At 46.8% G+C, this 21,571-nt stretch carries 16 protein-coding genes; 9 read left to right on the top strand and 7 right to left on the bottom strand.

The annotated features are described in order from the left end of the window. Window positions 1–63 precede the first annotated feature (63 nt). On the top strand, window positions 64–726 hold the full coding sequence (gene ung / locus BUB52_RS01305; RefSeq protein WP_009123097.1) for a uracil-DNA glycosylase: 663 nt from the start codon (window positions 64–66) through the stop codon (window positions 724–726). A gap of 119 nt (window positions 727–845) precedes the next feature. Here the strand turns inward: ung and BUB52_RS01300 are convergent, their stop codons facing one another. From BUB52_RS01300 to BUB52_RS01290, 3 genes are all read right to left on the bottom strand, one after another. Then, on the bottom strand, window positions 846–3,647 hold the full coding sequence (locus tag BUB52_RS01300; protein WP_009123096.1) for a putative LPS assembly protein LptD: 2,802 nt from the start codon (window positions 3,645–3,647) through the stop codon (window positions 846–848). A 79-nt stretch (window positions 3,648–3,726) separates the two neighbouring features. After that, complete coding sequence (locus tag BUB52_RS01295) at window positions 3,727–4,263, bottom strand: HD domain-containing protein (RefSeq protein ID WP_009123095.1); 537 nt, start codon at window positions 4,261–4,263, stop codon at window positions 3,727–3,729. Between the two features lies 1 nt (window position 4,264). Then, window positions 4,265–5,980, bottom strand: a complete 1,716-nt coding sequence (locus BUB52_RS01290; RefSeq protein ID WP_009123094.1) for an ArnT family glycosyltransferase — start codon at window positions 5,978–5,980, stop codon at window positions 4,265–4,267. 93 nt (window positions 5,981–6,073) lie between these two features. Here BUB52_RS01290 and BUB52_RS01285 point away from each other — a divergent pair, with 93 nt between their 5' ends. Further along, window positions 6,074–6,451 (top strand): GtrA family protein, encoded by a 378-nt coding sequence (locus BUB52_RS01285; protein ID WP_009123093.1) that lies wholly within the window; start codon window positions 6,074–6,076, stop codon window positions 6,449–6,451. 92 nt (window positions 6,452–6,543) lie between these two features. After that, window positions 6,544–7,491, top strand: coding sequence for a glycosyltransferase family 2 protein (locus BUB52_RS01280; RefSeq protein ID WP_009123092.1), 948 nt, complete (start codon window positions 6,544–6,546; stop codon window positions 7,489–7,491). A 29-nt stretch (window positions 7,492–7,520) separates the two neighbouring features. On the opposite strand, the gene BUB52_RS01275 is transcribed toward BUB52_RS01280, so the two are convergent. Further along, window positions 7,521–8,471, bottom strand: coding sequence for a transporter (locus BUB52_RS01275; RefSeq protein ID WP_009123091.1), 951 nt, complete (start codon window positions 8,469–8,471; stop codon window positions 7,521–7,523). Window positions 8,472–8,872: 401 nt separating this feature from the next. Between BUB52_RS01275 and BUB52_RS01270 the strand changes: the two genes are divergently transcribed. The 3 genes from BUB52_RS01270 (at window position 8,873) to dnaA (ending at window position 12,751) form a co-directional block, all read left to right on the top strand. After that, entirely contained in the window at window positions 8,873–10,099 is a 1,227-nt protein-coding gene (locus tag BUB52_RS01270) for an N-acetylmuramoyl-L-alanine amidase family protein (protein ID WP_009123090.1), read from the top strand. Window positions 10,100–10,111: 12 nt separating this feature from the next. Beyond that, window positions 10,112–11,005, top strand: coding sequence for an MlaD family protein (locus BUB52_RS01265; protein WP_009123089.1), 894 nt, complete (start codon window positions 10,112–10,114; stop codon window positions 11,003–11,005). Between the two features lie 351 nt (window positions 11,006–11,356). Further along, window positions 11,357–12,751 (top strand): chromosomal replication initiator protein DnaA, encoded by a 1,395-nt coding sequence (dnaA, locus tag BUB52_RS01260; protein ID WP_009123087.1) that lies wholly within the window; start codon window positions 11,357–11,359, stop codon window positions 12,749–12,751. A 207-nt stretch (window positions 12,752–12,958) separates the two neighbouring features. Here the strand turns inward: dnaA and BUB52_RS01255 are convergent, their stop codons facing one another. Beyond that, window positions 12,959–13,693 carry an NADPH-dependent oxidoreductase gene (locus tag BUB52_RS01255; protein WP_009123086.1) on the bottom strand — a complete coding sequence of 245 codons (735 nt, stop codon included), beginning with the start codon at window positions 13,691–13,693 and terminating at the stop codon, window positions 12,959–12,961. Window positions 13,694–14,034: 341 nt separating this feature from the next. Here BUB52_RS01255 and BUB52_RS01250 point away from each other — a divergent pair, with 341 nt between their 5' ends. Both BUB52_RS01250 and BUB52_RS01245 read left to right on the top strand, forming a co-directional pair. After that, window positions 14,035–16,572 carry an adenosylcobalamin-dependent ribonucleoside-diphosphate reductase gene (locus BUB52_RS01250; RefSeq protein ID WP_009123084.1) on the top strand — a complete coding sequence of 846 codons (2,538 nt, stop codon included), beginning with the start codon at window positions 14,035–14,037 and terminating at the stop codon, window positions 16,570–16,572. A gap of 130 nt (window positions 16,573–16,702) precedes the next feature. After that, window positions 16,703–19,393: a 4-alpha-glucanotransferase gene (locus tag BUB52_RS01245; protein WP_009123083.1), complete on the top strand. Its 2,691-nt coding sequence runs from the start codon at window positions 16,703–16,705 to the stop codon at window positions 19,391–19,393. Window positions 19,394–19,567: 174 nt separating this feature from the next. Here BUB52_RS01245 and BUB52_RS01240 read toward each other — a convergent pair whose 3' ends face one another. Then, the gene (locus BUB52_RS01240; protein ID WP_009123082.1) at window positions 19,568–20,344 is read right to left on the bottom strand and encodes a class I SAM-dependent methyltransferase; all 777 of its coding nucleotides are present in this window, start codon (window positions 20,342–20,344) and stop codon (window positions 19,568–19,570) included. A 335-nt stretch (window positions 20,345–20,679) separates the two neighbouring features. Here BUB52_RS01240 and folB point away from each other — a divergent pair, with 335 nt between their 5' ends. Beyond that, entirely contained in the window at window positions 20,680–21,039 is a 360-nt protein-coding gene (gene folB, locus BUB52_RS01235; RefSeq protein WP_022219022.1) for a dihydroneopterin aldolase, read from the top strand. 8 nt (window positions 21,040–21,047) lie between these two features. On the opposite strand, the gene BUB52_RS01230 is transcribed toward folB, so the two are convergent. Continuing rightward, on the bottom strand, window positions 21,048–21,566 hold the full coding sequence (locus tag BUB52_RS01230; RefSeq protein ID WP_009123080.1) for a methylglyoxal synthase: 519 nt from the start codon (window positions 21,564–21,566) through the stop codon (window positions 21,048–21,050). Window positions 21,567–21,571: the final 5 nt, after the last annotated feature.

The raw sequence follows: 21,571 nt of genomic DNA, 5'->3' as shown, positions 1-21,571 counted from the left end.
CTCTTTGTATACTATGGTGAAATATTTGTATCTTAGCATCGTAAACCACTAACACTTCCTATTATGAACGTTCAAATCGAAGATAGCTGGAAAGCCCATTTGCAGCCTGAATTTGACAAAGATTACTTTTATACATTAACGAACTTCGTTCGTGAGGAATATGGTAAATATGCCATATATCCACCGGGAAAATTGATATTCAACGCTTTCAACTTATGTCCTTTCGATAAAGTAAAAGTTGTGATTATCGGCCAAGACCCATATCACGGTCCCGGACAAGCCCACGGATTGTGTTTCTCCGTAAATGACGGCGTACCCTTTCCGCCTTCTTTAGTCAACATCTTCAAAGAAATCAAAGAAGATATCGGAACGGACGCGCCACCCACCGGTAACCTGACCCGCTGGGCGGAACAAGGCGTATTATTGCTCAATGCCACCCTCACAGTACGTGCCCATCAGGCCGGCTCCCATCAAAACCACGGCTGGGAAACATTTACGGATGCCGCCATCCGCATCCTTGCCGAGGAACGTGAACATTTGGTCTTCATATTATGGGGAGCTTATGCGCAACGAAAAGGCGCCTTTATAGATCGCAACAAGCACCTGGTATTGACATCCGCACACCCTTCTCCCCTTTCCGCATACAACGGCTTTTTTGGAAACAAGCATTTCAGCAAAGCCAATGAATATTTGAAAGCGCACGGAGAGGAAGAGATAAAATGGTAAAGCGGCACCCGTAAATGGAGTTGCGTCAAAATGTATTTGATGATTTTTCAGGTACGGACGACACGGATTGCACGGAAAAAGAATAAAATGAATCCGTGTCATCCGTACCTAAATTATAATTAGTACCACTGGATATTACTCTGCGTCTGGCTTCTCTGCTCCCATTTCAAGTCTTGCAAGATACTTGCGTTGGCGCGGATAGTGAAATTATAATATTTCCACTGCCCGAAAGGAGACAAACTGGCCGACATGCTGAAACAGTGCAGGTCGCGCGTGATATTAAAGGTGGTCTGTACTATCTTCTTAGCTTCAAAATCGTAACCGGAATTAAAGCTGACCGCCCACTTATTGGAAAGTTTTATATTACCGGAAGCGCTCAGGTTATGAGTATAGCGATAGGGATAACGCATCGTTTTCCGGTTGATAGGCTTTGAGGTATCCTCAGATATATTAAAACTATAATTAAAGTTCAGAGACCACGGCATTTTGAATACTTGATAGCCGTCGGAATCGACAGCGGCTTTTTCAACTTTCTTCTTAGGAATACCGGTATCATCGGAACCGTCTTCCGTGCCCTCTCCTTCTTCAGAGGCCGCTTCGTCTTTTTTCTCCTTATCGGAATCGCCGGTACCGCTCAGTTTCTCTTTCCACTTTTTCCACGTATCATTATTAAATGTATAGCTGAAAGAAGAACCGTACCCCTGGAATATACCAAAACGTCCATACGACCATTCCGTACGGTCATTAGGCACCACATTACCATTCTTATCGAATTTATAACCGTATGTTTTGAATGAAGAGCTCATACTGAATGTATAGTTCTTACTCAACTTCAAACGTAAATTCAAACCGAGGTCACTCCAAGGACGCGTTGCGGCAGCCATATTATAACTGATATTGGCGCCCAATTCATCAATCAAGCTAACCTTCTTTACAGTATCTTTCTTACTGCTGTAATATTTCATTTCCAAGTTATTGGATATGCTAAAGGTTATATTTCCCTGTTTGCCTCTTCCCGGCACATCAAATGCTTGTCCCGAATAGGGAGAATACGTCACGGTATCCCGTCTTCCGTCCGCATAATTCCTGATGTAAGACTCGTAATACCCATAGCGTGAAGAACCGAAATCCGGAGCGGCGCTTATGCTCACCGACGGAGTTATGACATGACGAATCTGTATCTTCTTTTTAGGCAGGAATATAGGATTATACATACCGTATATCTTCGTATTGATACCCAAACTGGCATTGTAATTATATACGCGATGGAAACCGTAAATCGTATCGGTAGCCACTTCTTTGCCGCTGCCACCGGCGGCATTGGGATCCCAATCTTTCATCACCTTACGCGTGTACCAACGCTCCGTATAGCTGACAGAAGGAGTTACATTAAAGTATTTGAATAATGTAAAAGTAGCGCTGACCGGTATTTCATGCTTCATACCGTTCTTCCAGTCCTTTATCAGATTGGACTTAAACAGAAGATTGTCTTTTGTCTGAATACTGTTGGTCAAACGTCCCGTATACCGAATCGAGATTTTCTCATACCATCTTTCCTCGCCTGCCGCTTTCTTGCGTTTAAAAGGATAAAGCGTAGACAAAGAGATATTTAAGTCGGGCAAAGTGACATTGACCGAGGAGTCCCTCATGGTCTGTGCAATATTGGTGGTTGCCGCAACCGTCAGTTTCCTGTCAAAGAAATAGCGGGAATAGCTGACACTTGAGGTCTTCGTATTCTGCGACATGGCATTCGAGTTGTACATGTTTCCGATATTGGTACGTTCATAACTGCTGGTCGCAAAATTCACGCTGGCAGAGAACGTCTGATTCGGATTGGCCTTCGCGTCCTGTCTGTGAGACCAGACAATCTTGAAGTCTTTTGCAACGGAATAATCCGGTAATCCTTTATCACCGGTCTTGGTTACCTGATAGCTTGCCTGGAACAAGCCGGAATATTTGTATCTCTTGATATAATTAGACTCTGCATTCAACGCCCAGGAACCTTTCGTAAAGATATCGGCCCGCAGCTTCAAATCCATCTTGTCACTGATAGCAAAATAATACCCGCCATCCGTCAAACCGAAACCGCGGCTGGAGTCATCCATGTATGTAGGCATAAGGAAACCGGACGAATAGCTGCTCGAGAACGGAAAAAAGAAGAACGGCACGGCCAGCGGCAAAGGAACGTCCTCAACCACCAGATAGGCAGGACCCGTCACAACATTCTTTTTAGGGCGTACTTTCGCGTAAGTCATCTGCATATAAAAGTGGGGATGCTCGTGGTGGTCACAAGTCGTATATCGGCCGCTCTTCATATACAGCTCGTCATTAGTGCCTTTCTTCGCATTGTTTCCGGTCACATATCCCTCTCCCTGCTGACTGACCACATTACTTATAATACCCTTCTTGCTCTTGAAGTTATAGCGAATCGTATTAGTCTCATACGGAGTTTCCCCGTCCTTAAAAACCGGAGTTCCCTTCTTCACCCCCAACGAATCCTCTACCCCATGGGCATATACCGTGCTGCTATCCATATTCATGGTAATAACATCGGCCGCCAATTCTATCTGCTGATAATTTACTTTTCCCTGGCCATACAGATGCGCATATCCGCCTTGGGCAAACACAATAGAGTCGTTGGCTTCATAGGTCACCGGAGCATCCAGAGGCTGCTTTTTCTTGCCGGGGGCAGCCAGCGTATCCATCTGCAAAGAATCGGCTTGCAAGGTATCGCGCACGCCTCTCCTGTGAGAAGACGCAATCCTCTGTCCGAGCGAATCGCCCCGCAAAGAGTCCGCTTGCTGTCTTTCGGGCGGCACAACACCTCGCCGACGACGTTGCGAAGCAGCCTCACCGGAAAGAAGAAGTAAGACGAATAGTAGTATGAATGATATGAATGTATTTGCTTTCAATGGCGTCATTAACTAACAGTTTACGCTTGAAAGGGCAAAAGTACGTAATTTATACGGATAATCTCCCTTTTTAAAGAAATTTAGATTGCTACAAAAACAGTTCGCACCAATGGTCAAAGCGTTGCAGACCGGCTTCGCCATAGCGCTGTAAACTCTTCCGCGCTTTCTCCACGCTTTTTTCCCGTTCCAGATGCGTCTTGGAGTAAAACTTATCGGCAAAACAGACAACCTGCTCCTCCATGCTTACCGGAAGCATATCACGGTGGGGAACAGGCAGATTTTGCGCAATGATATCTTCCAGCGAAAGCCCTGCTCCCGTATGCCTTTCACATACCAAAGCATGACGCGGGTAACCTTCCGAACGCACCAAATCCGCTCCTAAATAGCCATGGCAGATATAAGGTTTATCGCCGAAGCAACAGATACCGTCGGCATCCGTCAGGAATATGCCTATATCATGCAGCATGGCCGCTTCATACAGAAAGTCTCTGTCTAAAGACAATTCCGGATGATTGTCGGCAATCCATAAAGCCTTATCAGCCACCGAACGGCTGTGCGTCAGCAGAATATGTTTCAGTTCATCCGCTTCCGGATAATATTTGTCAATCAACTCGCGAGGGCACATTTTATTTCTTGCTGAATTTATAAACGATGACTTTCCTACGCAAATCACAACTGCGCAAAGGAGTACGATGCACTTCTTCCAACCGGTAGGAATCTTTATTCTCCTGCAAGAACTTTTCCTGTAGCTCATCCGTCACCAATACATACCCCTCGGCAGGCCGCATTCTATCAAAGATACGTACGCGGTCGCCCAAATAATAGTTTATGCCATAGAATTTCACCCAGTCGCCATACGAATATACCGTGCCCTGAGGCTCCAATTCATTCAAGCGTACAGCCAGATGCTTGTCCGACTTCACCGCCAGTATATTGGGTTGGTAAACTCCGTCCAATGACACAAAAATACATAATACGCATCCCGCCGTACCATATAACAGCGAACGCGTATCCGCACGCTTCACCAGCATGTACAGCAGGCAGACAGCAGCCACAAGCGGCAAGAACACAATCAGCCATTTCGGTAATGAAAGCTGTACGGTCTGCAACGCATGCGTAAACGCTATATTCTCGGCGGCGTGCCTGCCTGTGCCCCAAATGCTTTCGGGAATCATTCCCAGACGTACCGCAAAGAAAGTAACGGTAAGCAATATAGCCAATGAAGCAAAAATCCAGGCGGAAATCCTAAACACTTTCGCGCCCCGTTGCACCAATGCCAGCAGGTATTCGGCAAGCAACATTCCCATAAACGGGTAGATAGGCAGTAAATATACGCTGCGTTTACTCTTGGGGATACAGTAAAAGATGAAAATCGTTAAGATTACCACCCACGCAAAAAGCTGCAACGGCGACTGAGAACGGAATTTATTCCACCCTTTCTTCAAACGTTCACCCACGGAAGCCCCTTCCGGCAGGATATGCATCTTTTTCCATTTCAGCCCGAACAAGGAAATAAGCAGTACCAAAGTCCAGGGAATCCATCCCCAAATAATAGTCAGGAAGTTATACCATATCGGGTTCTCATGTGACGCATAGGACATTTTCCGGAAAAAGCGTCCGGTATTCTCTTCCAGCATCAAATTGACAAACGACTCCCCGCCTTGCTGATAAGCCGCCCAAAACCAGACGCCCAAAGGAATGAGGGATAACAATCCGATACCCAGCAGCGAAAAGAAAGTCTTTCCGAACGAACGTCCGCGCAATAACTGATACACACCGATACCCAGGCAAGGAAAGATGGAGCCGACCGGCCCCTTCGTCAATGTAGCGCATGCCATCAACAACACGGCCAGCCAGGGGATTCCTTTGCAGTTCTTCTCGTCCCACCGGAAAAGCAGGCACAATGAAATCACGATGAGGGAAACTTGCAACATATCCAGCCGGCAAGCTACCGCCGCGCGGTGTACTTCAAAAGAAGACAACAGAAGGATAGAGGTCAGGAACGCCGTCTTTACGTCCTTACGTTTGGCAACGAAACTAAAGAAAACCAACTGCATAGCCAGAAAAGCGAGCGCCGACGGCATACGTGCCGAAAACTCCGAGACTCCCCCCAAGACGGATGAAATAACGGCTATCGTCCAATAAAGAAAAGGCGGTTTATAAGCTATTTCCACTCCATAGTTCATCGGAAGTATCCAGTTACCGCTTTCCAGCATGGTATACGCAACTATCGCTTCACGAGGTTCCCCTTTCGAATAAAAAATGGTTTCTCCTAAAAAGGGAACCAATACGAGCACACTTAACAGTGCAATAAACCAGAACGCTATCTTTCTGTCTGACATATATTTTCGTTTTTACATTTTCACGCTGCAAAAATACGAATTATTCTATAACAATACCTAACTTTGCCGCCTCAATGATAGTGTAAACCTAAAATGAAGCAATTAAAAAGACTTCCCGAATTCATACGTTTTGTCATGGTGGGCGTTTTTGCGACCGCCCTGCACTACGGAATATACTTCTTACTGCAAAAATTCATCAATGTAAATATAGCTTACACCCTCGGTTACGTCCTCAGCTTTATCGCCAATTTTTACCTTACCGCCTACTTTACGTTCGGCAAAAAGCCGTCATGGAGCAAAGCGTTCGGTTTCGGCGGGGCTCATTTATTCAATTACCTGTTGCACATCGGACTGCTGAACACCTTCCTGTGGCTGGGACTTTCCAAGGCTATCGCTCCCATTCCGGTATTCGCCATAGCCATTCCGGTCAATTTCTTATTGGTGCGCTTCGTTTTCAAACGAAAAGGTTGATGTACTCAAATCGATGTTTTTTTAAGTAATATTGTTCAAAGCTTCCTTAAATATAATATATTTGCGAAGTATTTATCATACCCACTTGTGAAATGAAGAAAGTAACCTTACTGATTCCGGTCTACAACGAAGAGGCTATGCTCCCCGCTCTCTATCAACGTTTGATAGAGCTTATCAACCGCAACGATACCTATGAGTGGGAAATCTTGTTTATAAATGACGGCAGCAGCGACCAGACGCTCGACGTCATCCGCCAACTCAGACAAACGGACAACAGGGTGAACTTCGTAAATCTTTCACGCAACTTCGGCAAAGAAATCGCCATGCTGGCAGGATTCGACTACACGACCGGAGACTGCTGCGTAATAATGGATGCCGACCTGCAAGACCCGCCCGAGCTCGTAGACCGGATGTTGCAATATTGGGAAGAAGGCTATGACGACATTTACGCCAAGCGCCGCAGCCGTGGAGAAGAGAGCTGGTTGCGCCGCCGGCTGTCGCTTGCTTTCTACAAAATTCTGCAGAACATGAGCCGGATAGACATCCTGCCGAACGTAGGTGATTTCCGCCTGCTCGACCGCCGCTGCGTATTGACGTTAAGGCGTCTGCGGGAACAAGAGCGATACACCAAAGGATTATTCTGCTGGATAGGCTACCAAAAGAAAAGCATAGAGTTCGACCGGGGCGACCGCCTCGCCGGACATTCATCCTGGAGTTTCTTCAAACTATTGAACCTGGCCATCGAAGGGATCACCTCATCTTCCACCGCTCCCTTACGTATCGCCACCGTATGCGGGATTCTCTGCTCTATTTCCAGCTTTATCTACGCCATCTATTTCCTGATAAAGACTATTATATACGGTGACCAGGCTGCCGGCTTCCCCACTTTGATAGTCGTTATCCTATTCTTGGGCGGTATTCAGCTGTTCTCATTGGGTGTCATAGGAGAATACATCGGACGTATCTTCAAAGAAACCAAAAGGCGCCCCGCCTATATCGCATCGGATTATAACGAGAAGAAACTGGGGTACGACGAATAATGTCTTGACATGCTCCTTACCCTGAGGGCTTAGGATTCTCTCTTTCTCTTTTTCCAGAGCTGATAACTGTTAATGATATTCTGCCACAGTACATACGACCCCGGCCCCACGGAGGACAACGGATTCAAATAAGTATAGGACATCCAGATGGCAAGTACCGTATTTTTCTGCCCCAACGCCTGTCCGCCACTGATACGGTCATTGTAGTGCCCGCCGATTCTCTTCCCCAGATAGAATTGGACACAGCAGGCTATCAAACCTGCTAAAGCAATCAGGACTTCCACAAACACCGGCGCATCGCTATTCACCAACGAGCGCACCGTCTGCCCCGACACAATGGCAAGCGCCACCGCCCACAAATAAAAAGCCGCATCATGAAACTCCAATAAATACCGGTGCACCTTCTTGACAAACACCCGCAGAAACCATGCTATAAAGAAAGGCAGGAGCAACAGCGGAAACACCTTGCTCAGTATTTTCAGGAAAGCCGCAAAGAAAGTTATGTCGGCATGCGGCTCTACCCAAGGAAACACCAACGGCACAGCCACAGCAGCCAGAAGATTGGATAACAAAGTATACGTGGTAAGGCTCGACGCACTTCCGCCCAGTTTGCCGGTAATCACCGCAGCAGCAGTAGCCGTAGGACAGATAAGACATACCATAGCCCCTTCAAAGACTTCCCGATACATCTCTTTCATGGGGCAGCACACCAGCAAAGCCGCAACAGCCAGACACGAAACCGTCTGAAACAGCAACAGCCAACCGTGCCATGCCTTCGGTTTCAGCTCGTGCACCTCCACTTTACAAAAAGTCAGTAGCAATTGCGCAAAAATCAAAGCCGGAGTAAGGAGAGCTATCAGCCCGTTCAGACAGGGCTTTGCCGGCGCAAGCAAAGGAATTCTTGCAAAGAAAAAGTACCCTGCGGTACCCGCAAGCATTGCCAAAGGCAATGTCCAATTCTTTATAAAACGAAGAAGCATACCTGTATCTACCTATTAATATTTGCGCGCAAAGTTACGGATATTATCAACAAGTAGGCTCATCGCAGAAAATAAAAGGGAAAAAAGAGTTGAATAAACGGGAAATCCGGCACTTTTAATTCGTTAGACAATTGTCATCCTTACGTCAGACAGCCGTTGCCCTTTCGTTAGACAGTTGTCTAACGAAAGGGCAACGGCTGTCTGACGAATTATTCGCTACTGACCGTAAACCAAACGCAGGCATAGAAAAACTATAAATTTTGCAAACGTAAAGACTAAATCTCCCTAAAAAGAAGCTGTTACAAATAAAACTTGAAAGCAAAGTGTGAGTTTTCTATAAAATTACACTACATTTGCGGAGCGAAAATAGACCTTTGCACTATCTTTGCAATGTTTTTTATATGAAACTGTATAGACGATACATATTATATATAGGTATTTGCTTGGGGCTGCTCACCTCTCCTTTTTGTAGCGGCAGTGCTGAAGCGAAGGATTTTGTCGTCGTTATCGATGCCGGACACGGGGGACATGACCCCGGCGCTATCGGTAAGATTTCCAAAGAAAAGAACATTAATTTGAATGTAGCGCTCAAACTCGGCAAACAGATACAAAAGAATTGTCCGGATGTAAAAGTCGTCTATACCCGTACGCGGGATGTCTTTATCCCATTAAACCGACGTGCGGAGATAGCCAACGACGCCAAAGCAGACCTTTTTATTTCAATCCACACCAATGCGCTTGCCAACAATCGTACCGCCAAAGGCGCATCCACCTGGACATTAGGTCTTGCAAAATCGGACGCCAACCTCGAAGTGGCCAAGCGGGAAAACTCGGTTATTCTCTATGAAAGCGACTATAAAACACGCTATGCGGGGTTTAATCCCAATTCCGCCGAGTCCTATATCATCTTCGAGTTTATGCAGGATAAGTATATGTCGCAAAGTGTACATCTGGCGTCGCTCGTACAGAAGCATTTCCGTAATACGTGCCGACGGGTAGACCGGGGGGTGCATCAGGCAGGTTTTCTGGTACTGAAAGCCAGTGCCATGCCAAGCATTCTGGTGGAACTCGGCTTCATCTCCACTCCGGAAGAAGAACGCTATTTAAATACGGATGCGGGAACCACCACCCTTGCCAACGGCATCTTCCGCGCTTTTCTCACCTATAAGCGCGAGCAGGAAATCCGATTGAACGGAAGTAGCCAGACCATTCTGCCGGAAGACATACCGCAACCGGAAGAAGAGGCAACCGCATCTACCGGCGCGGCATCCAAAACAGAAAAAAAAGCAGCCGGCCAAAGCGGCAAGCCGACACCTCAACGTTCGGAAAAAGCCGCCGTTGCGCAAACAGAAGACAATGCCCCCGTGTTCAAGATACAGATACTCACCTCTTCCCGTCCGTTGGCAAAGAACGACAAACGATTGAAAGGGCTGAAAAATGTGGATTATTACAAGGAAGGCGGTTTATACAAATACACCTATGGCGCATCTTCCGATTATAACAAGGTGTTACGTACCAAACGCTCCATTACGGCACAATTCAAGGATGCTTTCATCATAGCTTTCAAGAATGGTAAAAAGGTGAACGTCAACGCTGCCGTCAACGAATTTAAAAACAAAAAGAAATAAATAAAATACATCATGAAGTATATTACCAAAGAAGTCAGAATAGGAATTGCAGGAATAGCCGCGCTCTGCATATTAGTATATGGCATCAATTATCTGAAAGGCATCAACATGTTCAAGCCTTCCAGCTATTTCTATGTCAAATTTCACAATGTCAACGGACTCACCAAATCAAGCCCCGTCTTTGCCGACGGTTTCCGCGTAGGTATCGTACGCGACCTGTATTACGATTATACCCAACCCGGAAAGGTTATTGCCGAAATAGATGTCAATACCGACCTGCGTATTCCCAAAGGAAGTACGGCAGAATTGGCCGCAGAAATGTTAGGAGGCGTCAAGATGAACCTTCTCCTTGCCAACAACCCCCGCGAGAAATATCAGATTGGAGATACGATTCCCGGCACCCTCAACAACGGAATGATGGAAAAGGTAGCTTCCATGATGCCGCAACTGGAAAAGATGCTGCCCAAGCTGGACTCCATCCTCGGCTCTTTAAACACAGTATTGGCAGACCCGGCCATACCGGCCACCCTGCACAATGTGCAGAACCTGACAGCCAACCTGGCCGTAACCAGCGGGCAGCTGCAAACATTAATGAACAAGGATATTCCTCAGCTCACCGGAAAGCTGAACACCATCGGAGATAACTTCGTGCTTATTTCCAATAATCTGAAAGAGATAGACTACGCAACAGCCATGCAAAGCATAGACTCTACATTGGCTAACGTAAAAATGATTACAGACAAATTAAACCGTAAAGACAATACCGTCGGATTGTTATTGAACGACCCGTCACTTTACAATAATCTAAATGCCACAACGGCGAATGCGGCGAGCTTGTTGGAAGACCTGAAATCGCATCCTAAACGCTACGTTCACTTCTCGTTGTTCGGCAAAAAAGATAAGTAGATTTTTCGCTTATATAGATTTTGTCTAAATAATAAGACTTATCTGTTTGGGGAAAGAAAGCCCTTGATAAGTCTATGTATAAAGTAAAAAAGAGGTTTATATTCACTCTGCCCGCAGAGGATATAAAGGCCCGCAAACAGACGATAATCCACTACATTACAGGCTATTATATAAAAGCAAGAGCTCCTATAAAGGCATAGGTTTCATGTATTCCGATAAGTAGCTGAAAGTAAAGAGATTATTATTTTCTTGAGAAACACAAGAAAAAAGAGATTTGTTTTTTTCAAATAAGATTGCCAATTTTGCAAACGTAGAAGTTTTGCTTAAATAATAAATGTATTAGTAGCCGTTATGAGTGAACAGGATCATGTCGGATTATGGAACCGCTGTCTTGAAATCATCAGAGACAATGTTCCGGAACAGACATATAAAACTTGGTTTCTCCCCATCATTCCCTTAAAATATGAGGACAAAACGCTCGTTGTACAAGTTCCCAGCCAGTTCTTTTACGAATTTCTGGAGGATAAATTTGTAGACTTGTTGCGTAAGACCCTTTATAAGGTAATCGGAGAGGGAACAAAGTTGATGTATAATGTTATGGTGGACAAAAGTTCACGGCCTGAAAAGACCGTAAACTACGAGTCTACCCACCGTACTATTATACCGCAAAAACAGACGATAGATAAAGCCATTCCGCAGATACCTGTTCCCGACCTGGATCCGCATCTGAATCCGGAATACAACTTCGACACATTTATCGAAGGATATAGCAACAAACTTTCTCGCAGCGTTGCAGAAGCGGTAGCGCTCAATCCGGCGAAAACCATCTTCAATCCGTTGTTTTTGTACGGGGCGTCAGGTGTGGGGAAAACTCACCTTGCCAATGCCATCGGTACAAAAATCAAGGAATTATATCCGGAGAAACGCGTATTGTACGTATCTGCGCATCTATTCCAGGTACAATATACCGATTCCGTACGCAACAACACAACCAACGACTTCATCAACTTCTACCAGACAATCGACATTTTGATTATTGACGATATCCAAGAATTTGCAGGCGTTACCAAAACGCAGAACACGTTCTTCCACATCTTCAATCATCTGCATCAAAACGGCAAACAACTCATCCTTACTTCCGACCGTGCTCCCGTACTGCTTCAAGGTATGGAAGAACGCCTGATTACACGTTTCAAATGGGGAATGGTAGCGGAACTGGAAAAGCCCACGGTGGAATTGCGCAAAAACATCCTGCGGAATAAGATACATCGTGACGGTTTACAATTTCCGCCGGAAGTTATTGACTATATAGCCGAGAATGTAGGCAACAGTGTGCGTGATTTGGAAGGCATCGTCATCTCCATCATGGCTCATTCCACCATATATAACAAGGAAATCGATCTGGAATTGGCGCAACGCATTGTACGCAAAGTCGTGAACAGCGAAAGCAAGGCCATAACCATCGATGATATAATCACCACCGTATGTAAGCACTTCGGTTTGGAAAATGCCGCCATACATACAAAATCGCGCAAACGCGAAGTGGTGCAGGCACGCCAAATAGCCATGTATTTAGCCAAAAATCATACGGACTTCTCTACTGCAAAAATAGGTACGTTAATCGGGAACAAAGACCATGCTACCGTACTGCACGCTTGCAAAACAATCAAGCAGCTGAAAGAAGTCGATAAATCATTCCGTGCTGAAATCAAAGAGATTCAGACCGCATTGAAAAAAGGAAACTGAAATACTGAAATTAAATATAAGGTATAAAAGCATAGGTAAATATTAAAAATTACTATCTGTCATTCAGAGCGAAGCGAAGAATCTCTTCTCTTTATGTATTTAAAAAGGGAGTAGGTTCTTCGCTTCGCTCTGAATGACAGGTAGCATAAGCCGATTATGTGTATTTACTTATGAAAAACGCAACATACGATTATATTTCATATTTCATCAAAACCCTTGCGCTTTCATCGCTTTCCAAAGCGTTTCGGACATGGCTTCGCTGTCTTTCTTCGTATAGCGCACATCTGTAAAGACCTGAGCCAGCGTTTCTTTATTATTTTCGACAATAAACCGTTTATTTTCGGGTAAAGATTCCTTGTATGCATAAAGGCGGTCGATATCCTCGGGAGTATAGTCATGGTAAGTTTCTTCATGGACAATGGCCTCCAAAGGCAGGCGGTCTACTTGCGCAGGCGTTTCCGCAGGCCAGCCCACGGTAACGGTGGTGATAGGAAAAACCAATTCGGGCAATTCCAACGCTTCAATAATCATTTGGGGATTGTAGGTGGTAGTACCCAAATAACAGATGCCCAGACCTTTTTCTTCGGCTGCCACACAGAATGTTTGCGCTGCCAATAAGGCATCCACAGACCCGGTAACGAACCATTCAAAATTGTTATATCCCGGCTCCGCCTTCCGCAGCTCACACCATTTGCTAAAACGACGCAAGTCAATGCAAAAAGTAAGGACTACCGGCGCTGTCTGCACCATAGGCTGATTGAAATGCGCCGGCGCCAACTTGGCCTTACGCTCAGCGTCACGAGTTACAACCACACTATAAACCTGCATATTTCCAACCGTAGAAGCACGAAAAGAGGTTTCAAGCAAATCATTTAACAAATCAGAAGAAATATCTTTCTGCTGATATTTACGGATTGTTCTCCTTTGTTTTAAGCTTTCCATTCTTTCTTTTTTCTGCAAATATATAAAAAGAAATACAGAGTATCATTTAATACCCCCGAATATGTGCACCCATATTTTCTAAAAAGAGCAAGCCACCTACGCAGCAATCATCTGTGCAATTTTCTTTTTGGAAAACTTTTTGTTCATTTTAAAAAGTTATTTTTATGTAAATCAAACTATTAACTAATAAAAACGGAAAACTTATACTCCGTTGATAAAAACATCTCTTTTTATTTTGCAATAACAAAAAACATTCATAGATTTGCAATCACATTTGTTAGCTGTAAGTACGACTTCTACACTTTTACTTATTTACAATTAAATCTAAGAGATATTGCATCGTGGAAAAGAAAATTTATTCTTATGACGAAGCCTACGAAGAATCTTTACGATACTTCCAAGGCGACGAACTGGCTGCAAGAGTTTGGGTGAACAAATATGCAGTCAAAGACTCTTTCGGAAATATTTACGAAAAGTCTCCGGAAGACATGCATTGGAGAATAGCCAATGAAGTAGCCCGTATTGAGGCCAAGTACCCTAACGCACTGACTTCCGAAGAGCTCTTCGACCTGCTGAACCACTTTAAATACATCGTTCCGCAAGGAAGTCCGATGACCGGAATCGGAAACAACTACCAGGTAGCTTCCCTCTCCAACTGCTTTGTAATAGGCGTGGATGGTGAAGCCGACTCTTACGGTGCAATCTTCAAAGTAGACGAAGAACAAGTACAGCTAATGAAACGTCGCGGCGGTGTGGGACACGACTTGTCTCATATCCGTCCGAAAGGTTCTCCCGTAAAGAACTCCGCTTTAACTTCAACCGGACTGGTTCCTTTCATGGAACGCTACTCCAACTCTACCCGCGAAGTGGCTCAAGACGGCCGTCGGGGCGCGTTGATGCTAAGCGTATCTATCAAGCATCCGGATTCGGAAGCCTTCATAGACGCAAAGATGACAGAAGGAAAAGTTACGGGCGCCAATGTTTCCGTTAAGCTGACCGACGCATTTATGCAAGCCGCCATCGATGGTACGCCATTCGTACAGCAATATCCCATTGACGCTACGGAGCCTGTATTCAAGAAAGAAATCAGCGCAGCCGATTTGTGGAAGAAAATCGTGCACAACGCATGGAAGTCCGCCGAACCCGGCGTACTCTTTTGGGACACTATCCTAAAAGAATCCGTGCCCGATTGCTATGCAGATTTGGGCTACCGTACGGTATCCACCAATCCCTGCGGTGAAATACCGTTGTGCCCCTACGACTCTTGCCGTTTGCTGGCCATCAACCTATATTCATACGTGGTCAATCCGTTCAAGCCGGACGCTTACTTCGACTTCGACCTGTTCAAGAAACACGTTGCACTGGCTCAACGCATCATGGACGACATCATCGACCTGGAGCTGGAGAAGATAGAGCGCATCATGGCCAAGATTGATTCCGACCCGGAAAACGAAGATGTAAAACATACTGAAAGCGTTTTGTGGCAGAAGATATATAAGAAGAGCGGTCAAGGCCGTCGTACCGGTGTGGGCATCACCGCCGAAGGCGATATGCTGGCAGCGTTAGGATTGCGTTACGGAACCGAAGAAGCAACCGAATTTGCTGAAAAAGTACATAAGACGGTAGCGCTGAGCGCCTACCGTTCTTCCGTGGAAATGGCAAAAGAGCGTGGCGCTTTCGAAGTGTACGACAGCGAACGCGAGAAGAACAACCCGTTCATCAACCGCCTGCGTGAAGCCGATCCCGAGTTGTACGAGGAAATGAAGAAATACGGACGTCGCAACATCGCCTGCCTCACCATTGCGCCGACAGGTACGACAAGCCTGATGACGCAGACCACCTCCGGCATCGAGCCCGTATTCCTGCCCGTCTACAAACGCCGCCGCAAAGTCAATCCGAACGACGCCAACGTACATATCGATTTCGTTGACGAAACCGGAGACGCTTTCGAAGAATACATCGTATTCCATCCCAAGTTCGTTACATGGATGGAAGCGGAAGGCTACGATCCCGCCAAACGCTATACACAAGACGAGATAGATGCGCTCGTTGAAAAGTCACCTTATTATAAAGCGACTTCCAACGACGTAGACTGGCTGATGAAAGTCAAGATGCAGGGACGTATCCAGAAATGGGTAGACCACTCTATCAGCGTTACCATCAACCTGCCGAACGATGTGGACGAAGAACTGGTAAACCGCCTGTACATCGAAGCGTGGAAATCCGGTTGCAAGGGCTGTACGGTTTATCGCGACGGTTCGCGTTCCGGCGTGCTGATTTCCGCCAAGAGCGAAAAGAAAGAAGAGCTTCCGCCGTGCAAGCCGCCTACGGTTGTCGAAACCCGTCCTAAGGTACTCGAAGCGGATGTGGTACGCTTCCAGAACAACAAGGAAAAATGGGTGGCATTCGTCGGTTTGCTGGACGGACATCCTTACGAAATATTCACCGGTCTTCAAGACGACGATGAAGGTATCATCCTTCCGAAGAATGTTTCAACAGGACACATCATCAAGAACGTCGATGAAAACGGAAACAAACGTTACGACTTCCAGTTCGAGAACAAACGCGGCTACAAAGTCACCATCGAGGGACTGTCCGAGAAGTTCAACAAAGAGTACTGGAACTACGCCAAACTCATCTCCGGCGTATTGCGCTACCGCATGCCTATCGAGCAGGTAATGAAGCTGGTAAGCTCACTGCAACTGGACAGCGAGAACATCAACACCTGGAAGAACGGCGTGGAACGCGCACTGAAGAAATACGTAACGGACGGAACGGAAGCCAAAGGCAAGAAATGCCCGAACTGCGGCAACGAAACGCTGGTGTATCAAGAAGGCTGCCTTATCTGTACCACTTGCGGCGCATCCCGTTGCGGATAAGTCTCAGGCAAACACAAACGTTTGCATAGGAATTTAAATGAGATAGCTGACAATAGCTGCATGATTATGAGGAATATTTTTTATACTTGCATAATCATTGCAGCTATTGTTATTTCTAAATCTAATATATATGACTTTATCATTTAATATCGAGTACAGAACCAATTGGGGTGAAGGAGTCAGAGTTTCAGGCTCCATACCTGAACTCGGAAACGAACATCCCGACCAAGCATTACCGTTACAAACCGTAGACGGTATTCACTGGACTGCGGAAGTCGACATCGCATTGCCGGAAAACGGATTTGTCCAATACAACTACTATATCTTCCGCGACGGCCGGCCTACACGCACAGAGTGGAACAGCCTACCCCGCACACTTTACCTTTCCGGCACCTCCAAGAAAGTCTACCGGATACAGGATTGCTGGAAAAACCTGCCGGAACAGCAGTATTTCTATACTTCCGCCTTTACGGAATCTCTCCTGGCACACCGCGAACGCAGCGCGGCACCCAAAGGCCACAAGAAGGGACTGTTGATAAAGGCGTATTCCCCCTGCATCGACAGCGACCACTGTCTGGGCATCTGCGGAAACCAACCGATGTTCGGAGACTGGAATCCGGACAAAGCCGTGCTTATGAGCGACGCCAATTTCCCGGAATGGCAGACAGAGGTAGATGCCGCCAAAATCAGCTTCCCGCTGGAATATAAATTCATTCTGTATAATAAGAAAGAACGCCGTGCCGTTTGCTGGGAAAACAACCCGAACCGCTATATGGCGGATCCGCAAACAGGTGCAAACGAGACGGTTGTCATCGGCGACCGCTACGTATATTTCAACCTTCCCGCCTGGAAAGGCGCAGGCGTTGCCGTACCCGTATTCTCGCTCCGTTCCGAGAAGAGCTTCGGCGTAGGTGACTTCGGCGATCTGAAACGCATGATTGACTGGGCAGTAAGTACCAAGCAGAAAGCCGTACAGATTCTGCCCATCAACGACACCACCATGACGCATACGTGGACGGACTCCTATCCTTATAACAGTATCTCCATCTACGCTTTCCACCCGATGTACACCGATTTGAAACAACTGGGTACATTGAAGGACAAAAAAGCCATGGCGGAATTCAACAAACGGCAGAAAGAGTTGAACGCCCTGTCCGCCGTCGATTACGAGGCAGTCAACAAAACCAAATGGGAATACTTCCACCTCATCTTCAAGCAAGAGGGAGAAAAGGTACTGGCCTCGGCGGCTTTCCGTGAATTCTTTGAAACAAACAAAGAATGGTTACAGCCTTATGCCGTTTTCAGCTACCTGCGCGACGCTTACAAAACGCCCGACTTCCGCGAGTGGCCCAAGTACGGCAGCTACGACGCCGCAGAAATTGAGAAGCTCTGCCAACCGGAATCTGCCGATTACCCGCACATCGCCATCTACTATTACATCCAGTTCAACCTGCATCTGCAATTGCTCGCCGCCACCGGACACGCGCGTGCCAACGGTGTCGTGCTGAAAGGCGATATACCTATCGGCATCAGCCGCAACAGCGTAGAGGCATGGACAGAGCCCCACTATTTCAACCTGAACGGACAAGCCGGCGCTCCGCCCGATGATTTCTCCGTCAACGGACAGAACTGGGGCTTCCCCACCTACAACTGGGATATCATGGAGAAAGACGGCTATGCATGGTGGATGAAGCGTTTCCGCAAAATGGCGGAATACTTCGACGCCTATCGCATCGACCACATCCTCGGTTTCTTCCGTATCTGGGAAATTCCCATGCATGCCGTGCATGGCTTGCTGGGACAATTCGTGCCCGCCCTGCCCATGACACGTGAGGAAATAGAGAGCTACGGCCTCTCCTTCCGCGAAGAATTCCTGAAACCGTACATACACGAGTATTTCCTGGGACAGATGTTCGGCCCGCATACCAACTACGTAAAGCAGACCTTCATCGAACCGACGGACACCTGGGAAATCTACCGGATGCGTCCCGAATTCGACACCCAGCGCAAGGTAGAAGCCTACTTTGCCGGTAAGACGGATGAGGACAGCATTTGGATACGCGACGGTTTGTACGCGCTTATCAGCGACGTACTGTTTGTACCCGACCGCAACGACCCGTACAAGTACCACCCGCGCATCGGCGTGCAGCACGACTACATCTACCGTTCCTTGAACGATTGGGAGAAAGCCGCTTTCAACCGCCTGTACGATCAGTATTACTACCACCGCCACAACGAGTTCTGGCGTGAGCAGGCCATGAACAAGTTACCGCAACTGACGCAATCCACCCGGATGCTGGTATGCGGTGAAGACCTGGGCATGATTCCCGATTGCGTGGCATGGGTGATGAACGATTTGCGCATCCTCTCTTTGGAGATACAGCGTATGCCCAAAGACCCGGCACAAGAGTTCGGACATCCGGACTGGTATCCGTACCGTTCCGTTTGCACCATATCCACACACGATATGTCCACGCTGCGCGGCTGGTGGGAAGAAGACTTCCTGCAAACGCAACGTTACTACAATACCATGCTCGGACATTACGGCGCCGCTCCGGCGGTGGCCACGCCCGAACTTTGCGAAGAGGTTGTACGCAAACACCTGTACAGCAACTCTATCCTCTGCATACTCTCCTTGCAGGACTGGATGTCGATGGACGGTAAATGGCGCAACCCGAATGTACAGGAAGAGCGCATCAATGTTCCCGCCAACCCGCGTCACTATTGGCGCTGGCGCATGCACCTGACACTGGAACAACTGATGAAAGCCGAAAGCCTGAACGAAAAGATTAAAGAACTTATCGCGCAAACCGGACGATAAGCCAATCACAACAAGACAAGTAAAATCATCTCGTGAGATAAAATTATTCATCCCGCGAGATGATTTTTTTCGTCTCACGGGATGAATCTATCCGTTCCGTAAGACGAATGTATTTGTCTTACGGAACGGTTTTGCCCTGTGCCTGCATCCGGTCACGGATATCTCAGGCAATCATCAATCCACTCTCTTTGCGATGAAGAATGTATAGCCGTAGAATCTTTTATATTTTCCGTACAGTTCTTCCTCATCGGCCTGAAGCGCACTGAACTCCTCGGCAATCTTATTTCCGGCATATTTGGAAAGAAAAACTTCCTGAGCCGCACGCTTGGGAATGAAGTAATGTTCCGTCCAGCAATTTTCCGGCAAAACAAACGTAGCGACAGGCAGATACCCTGCTCCGTGCACCTTAGCCACCTGATTAGGAATCGTATCTATTTCGGGATACGCATCCATCCAATAATCGTTAATCTCCGCAGGACGTTCGTCCGTAAACCACGAGCTCTCGGATACGGCGATATAGCCGCCCGGCTTCAGATACTTACGCCACTCGTTCAGCCCACGCTCAAAACCGATATTGTAGATAGCTCCTTCCGACCAAATCAAGTCCAGCTCCCCTTCTTGGAAAGGAAGATTATCCATCGAGCCGACAATCCCTTTCACCCGGTCTTGCAGAGCGGCCTGCCTTGCGTTGCGATTAAAGATATCGACAAAACCGGGGAGAAAATCAAGTCCCGTAATCTTCCCGGGCGCATGCTCTGCCAGTACCATTGTTTGGCCGCCTGTTCCGCAACCGAGGTCGGCAATGAGAGACTTATCCGTAAGATTATCGATAAAGCTCAATGCTTTCAGCGTTACTTCGGGACTTCCGGGCCCCTGACGTTTCATGGTGGAAAAGAAATCGCAGATTAAGTTAAGTTCGAAATCATGAATTGTTTTATTTTCATTACTCATTTTCGTAATATATTTCGCATACACGGAAAGCCTTGCAATGCTCCCGGCACCGTATGCAGATTAAACTTGAATTATAATCATAGGAAAACACTCCCGAAAGGAAATCATCCGAGAGTAAACGAAAGGACAATCCGCATCGATGATACAGATTGTTTACTACACCAAATCCGATTTAAACATTGTTGTCATGCCGCAAAGATACACAATATTCCGGCGTGCGGAAATATATAATGGACAAAAAGAAGATTTTCGTAAAGACAGACGGTTATTGCACTTCTGCAATTACAGAAGAAAGATTTTACCTATATTTGCACTCTAAAATATACCCATTGCGCATGACCAGCTACATATTCTTGAATCAGGTACACTTCTTTGCCCATCATGGTGTCGGCGGGCAAGAAACCATAGCAGGCAATGATTTTATCATTGATTTACGATTAAAGACCGACATCGCCCGTGCCGCAGAGACGGACGATGTGGCCAATACGGTGAGTTACGCCGATGTGTATGAAGCGGTAAAGGAAGAGATGGCCATCCCTTCCAAATTATTGGAGCACGTGTGCGGACGCATAGTTAAGCGTTTGTTTCACGACTTTCCTGCCGTTGAAAGTATAGACTTGAAACTATCCAAACGCAATCCGCCTATGGGTGCCGATTTGGACGCGGCAGGCGTGGAAGTGCATTGCGACAGATAGGCTTCCCGTCATTTCTTTTTCTTCCGTCTCTTTGCCGATTCAACAGCTTCGGCAACCACCTGCTTGTTCTCGAACCTCTTGGCGTAGTTGCTGTAATCGGGAACGGTACGTTCGTAAGCAGGATCAAGGAAGAGCGGACTCGAAATGATATGGTCTGCCGTGCTGCGGTTACAACAGAAAACGATGTTCTCCACACCGGCAAGACGGGTCAAAGCTTTGACGTCCGTGTCGTGCGGCTGCAGAGTCATGGGATCCGTAAAGAAGAAAAGATAATCAATCTCTCCGTCCACAATGCGCGACCCCATCTGCTGGTCGCCACCCAAAGGACCGGACTTGAGGATGGTAAAATCCCATTCCACATCGGGATGCTTCTCTTTCAGCGCCGCAAGAATAAGGGTTCCCGTAGTGCCCGTACAATAGAATTTATGTCCCATAAGCAGTTCCGAATTCCAAAGCACCCACTCGATGAGGTCTTTCTTCATGGCATCATGCGCCACCAAGCCAATCTTTCTAACCAATTTTTCCATAAGCT

This window comes from Bacteroides clarus YIT 12056 (genome assembly GCF_900129655.1).
Classification (GTDB): Bacteria; Bacteroidota; Bacteroidia; order Bacteroidales; family Bacteroidaceae; genus Bacteroides; species Bacteroides clarus.
Note: the sequence above shows the minus strand (reverse complement) of the source record. Positions and strands in the feature narration are given on the sequence as shown.

Coding starts and splice junctions, on each gene's coding strand:
- ung (WP_009123097.1), top strand. CDS start 64: ATGAACGTTCAAATCGAAGATAGCTGGAAAGCCCATTTGCAGCCTGAA.
- BUB52_RS01255 (WP_009123086.1), bottom strand. CDS start 13,693: ATGGAAAGCTTAAAACAAAGGAGAACAATCCGTAAATATCAGCAGAAA.
- BUB52_RS01290 (WP_009123094.1), bottom strand. CDS start 5,980: ATGTCAGACAGAAAGATAGCGTTCTGGTTTATTGCACTGTTAAGTGTG.
- BUB52_RS01295 (WP_009123095.1), bottom strand. CDS start 4,263: ATGTGCCCTCGCGAGTTGATTGACAAATATTATCCGGAAGCGGATGAA.
- BUB52_RS01230 (WP_009123080.1), bottom strand. CDS start 21,566: ATGGAAAAATTGGTTAGAAAGATTGGCTTGGTGGCGCATGATGCCATG.
- dnaA (WP_009123087.1), top strand. CDS start 11,357: ATGAGTGAACAGGATCATGTCGGATTATGGAACCGCTGTCTTGAAATC.
- BUB52_RS01285 (WP_009123093.1), top strand. CDS start 6,074: ATGAAGCAATTAAAAAGACTTCCCGAATTCATACGTTTTGTCATGGTG.
- folB (WP_022219022.1), top strand. CDS start 20,680: ATGACCAGCTACATATTCTTGAATCAGGTACACTTCTTTGCCCATCAT.
- BUB52_RS01265 (WP_009123089.1), top strand. CDS start 10,112: ATGAAGTATATTACCAAAGAAGTCAGAATAGGAATTGCAGGAATAGCC.
- BUB52_RS01270 (WP_009123090.1), top strand. CDS start 8,873: ATGAAACTGTATAGACGATACATATTATATATAGGTATTTGCTTGGGG.
- BUB52_RS01280 (WP_009123092.1), top strand. CDS start 6,544: ATGAAGAAAGTAACCTTACTGATTCCGGTCTACAACGAAGAGGCTATG.
- BUB52_RS01245 (WP_009123083.1), top strand. CDS start 16,703: ATGACTTTATCATTTAATATCGAGTACAGAACCAATTGGGGTGAAGGA.
- BUB52_RS01300 (WP_009123096.1), bottom strand. CDS start 3,647: ATGACGCCATTGAAAGCAAATACATTCATATCATTCATACTACTATTC.
- BUB52_RS01240 (WP_009123082.1), bottom strand. CDS start 20,344: ATGAGTAATGAAAATAAAACAATTCATGATTTCGAACTTAACTTAATC.
- BUB52_RS01275 (WP_009123091.1), bottom strand. CDS start 8,471: ATGCTTCTTCGTTTTATAAAGAATTGGACATTGCCTTTGGCAATGCTT.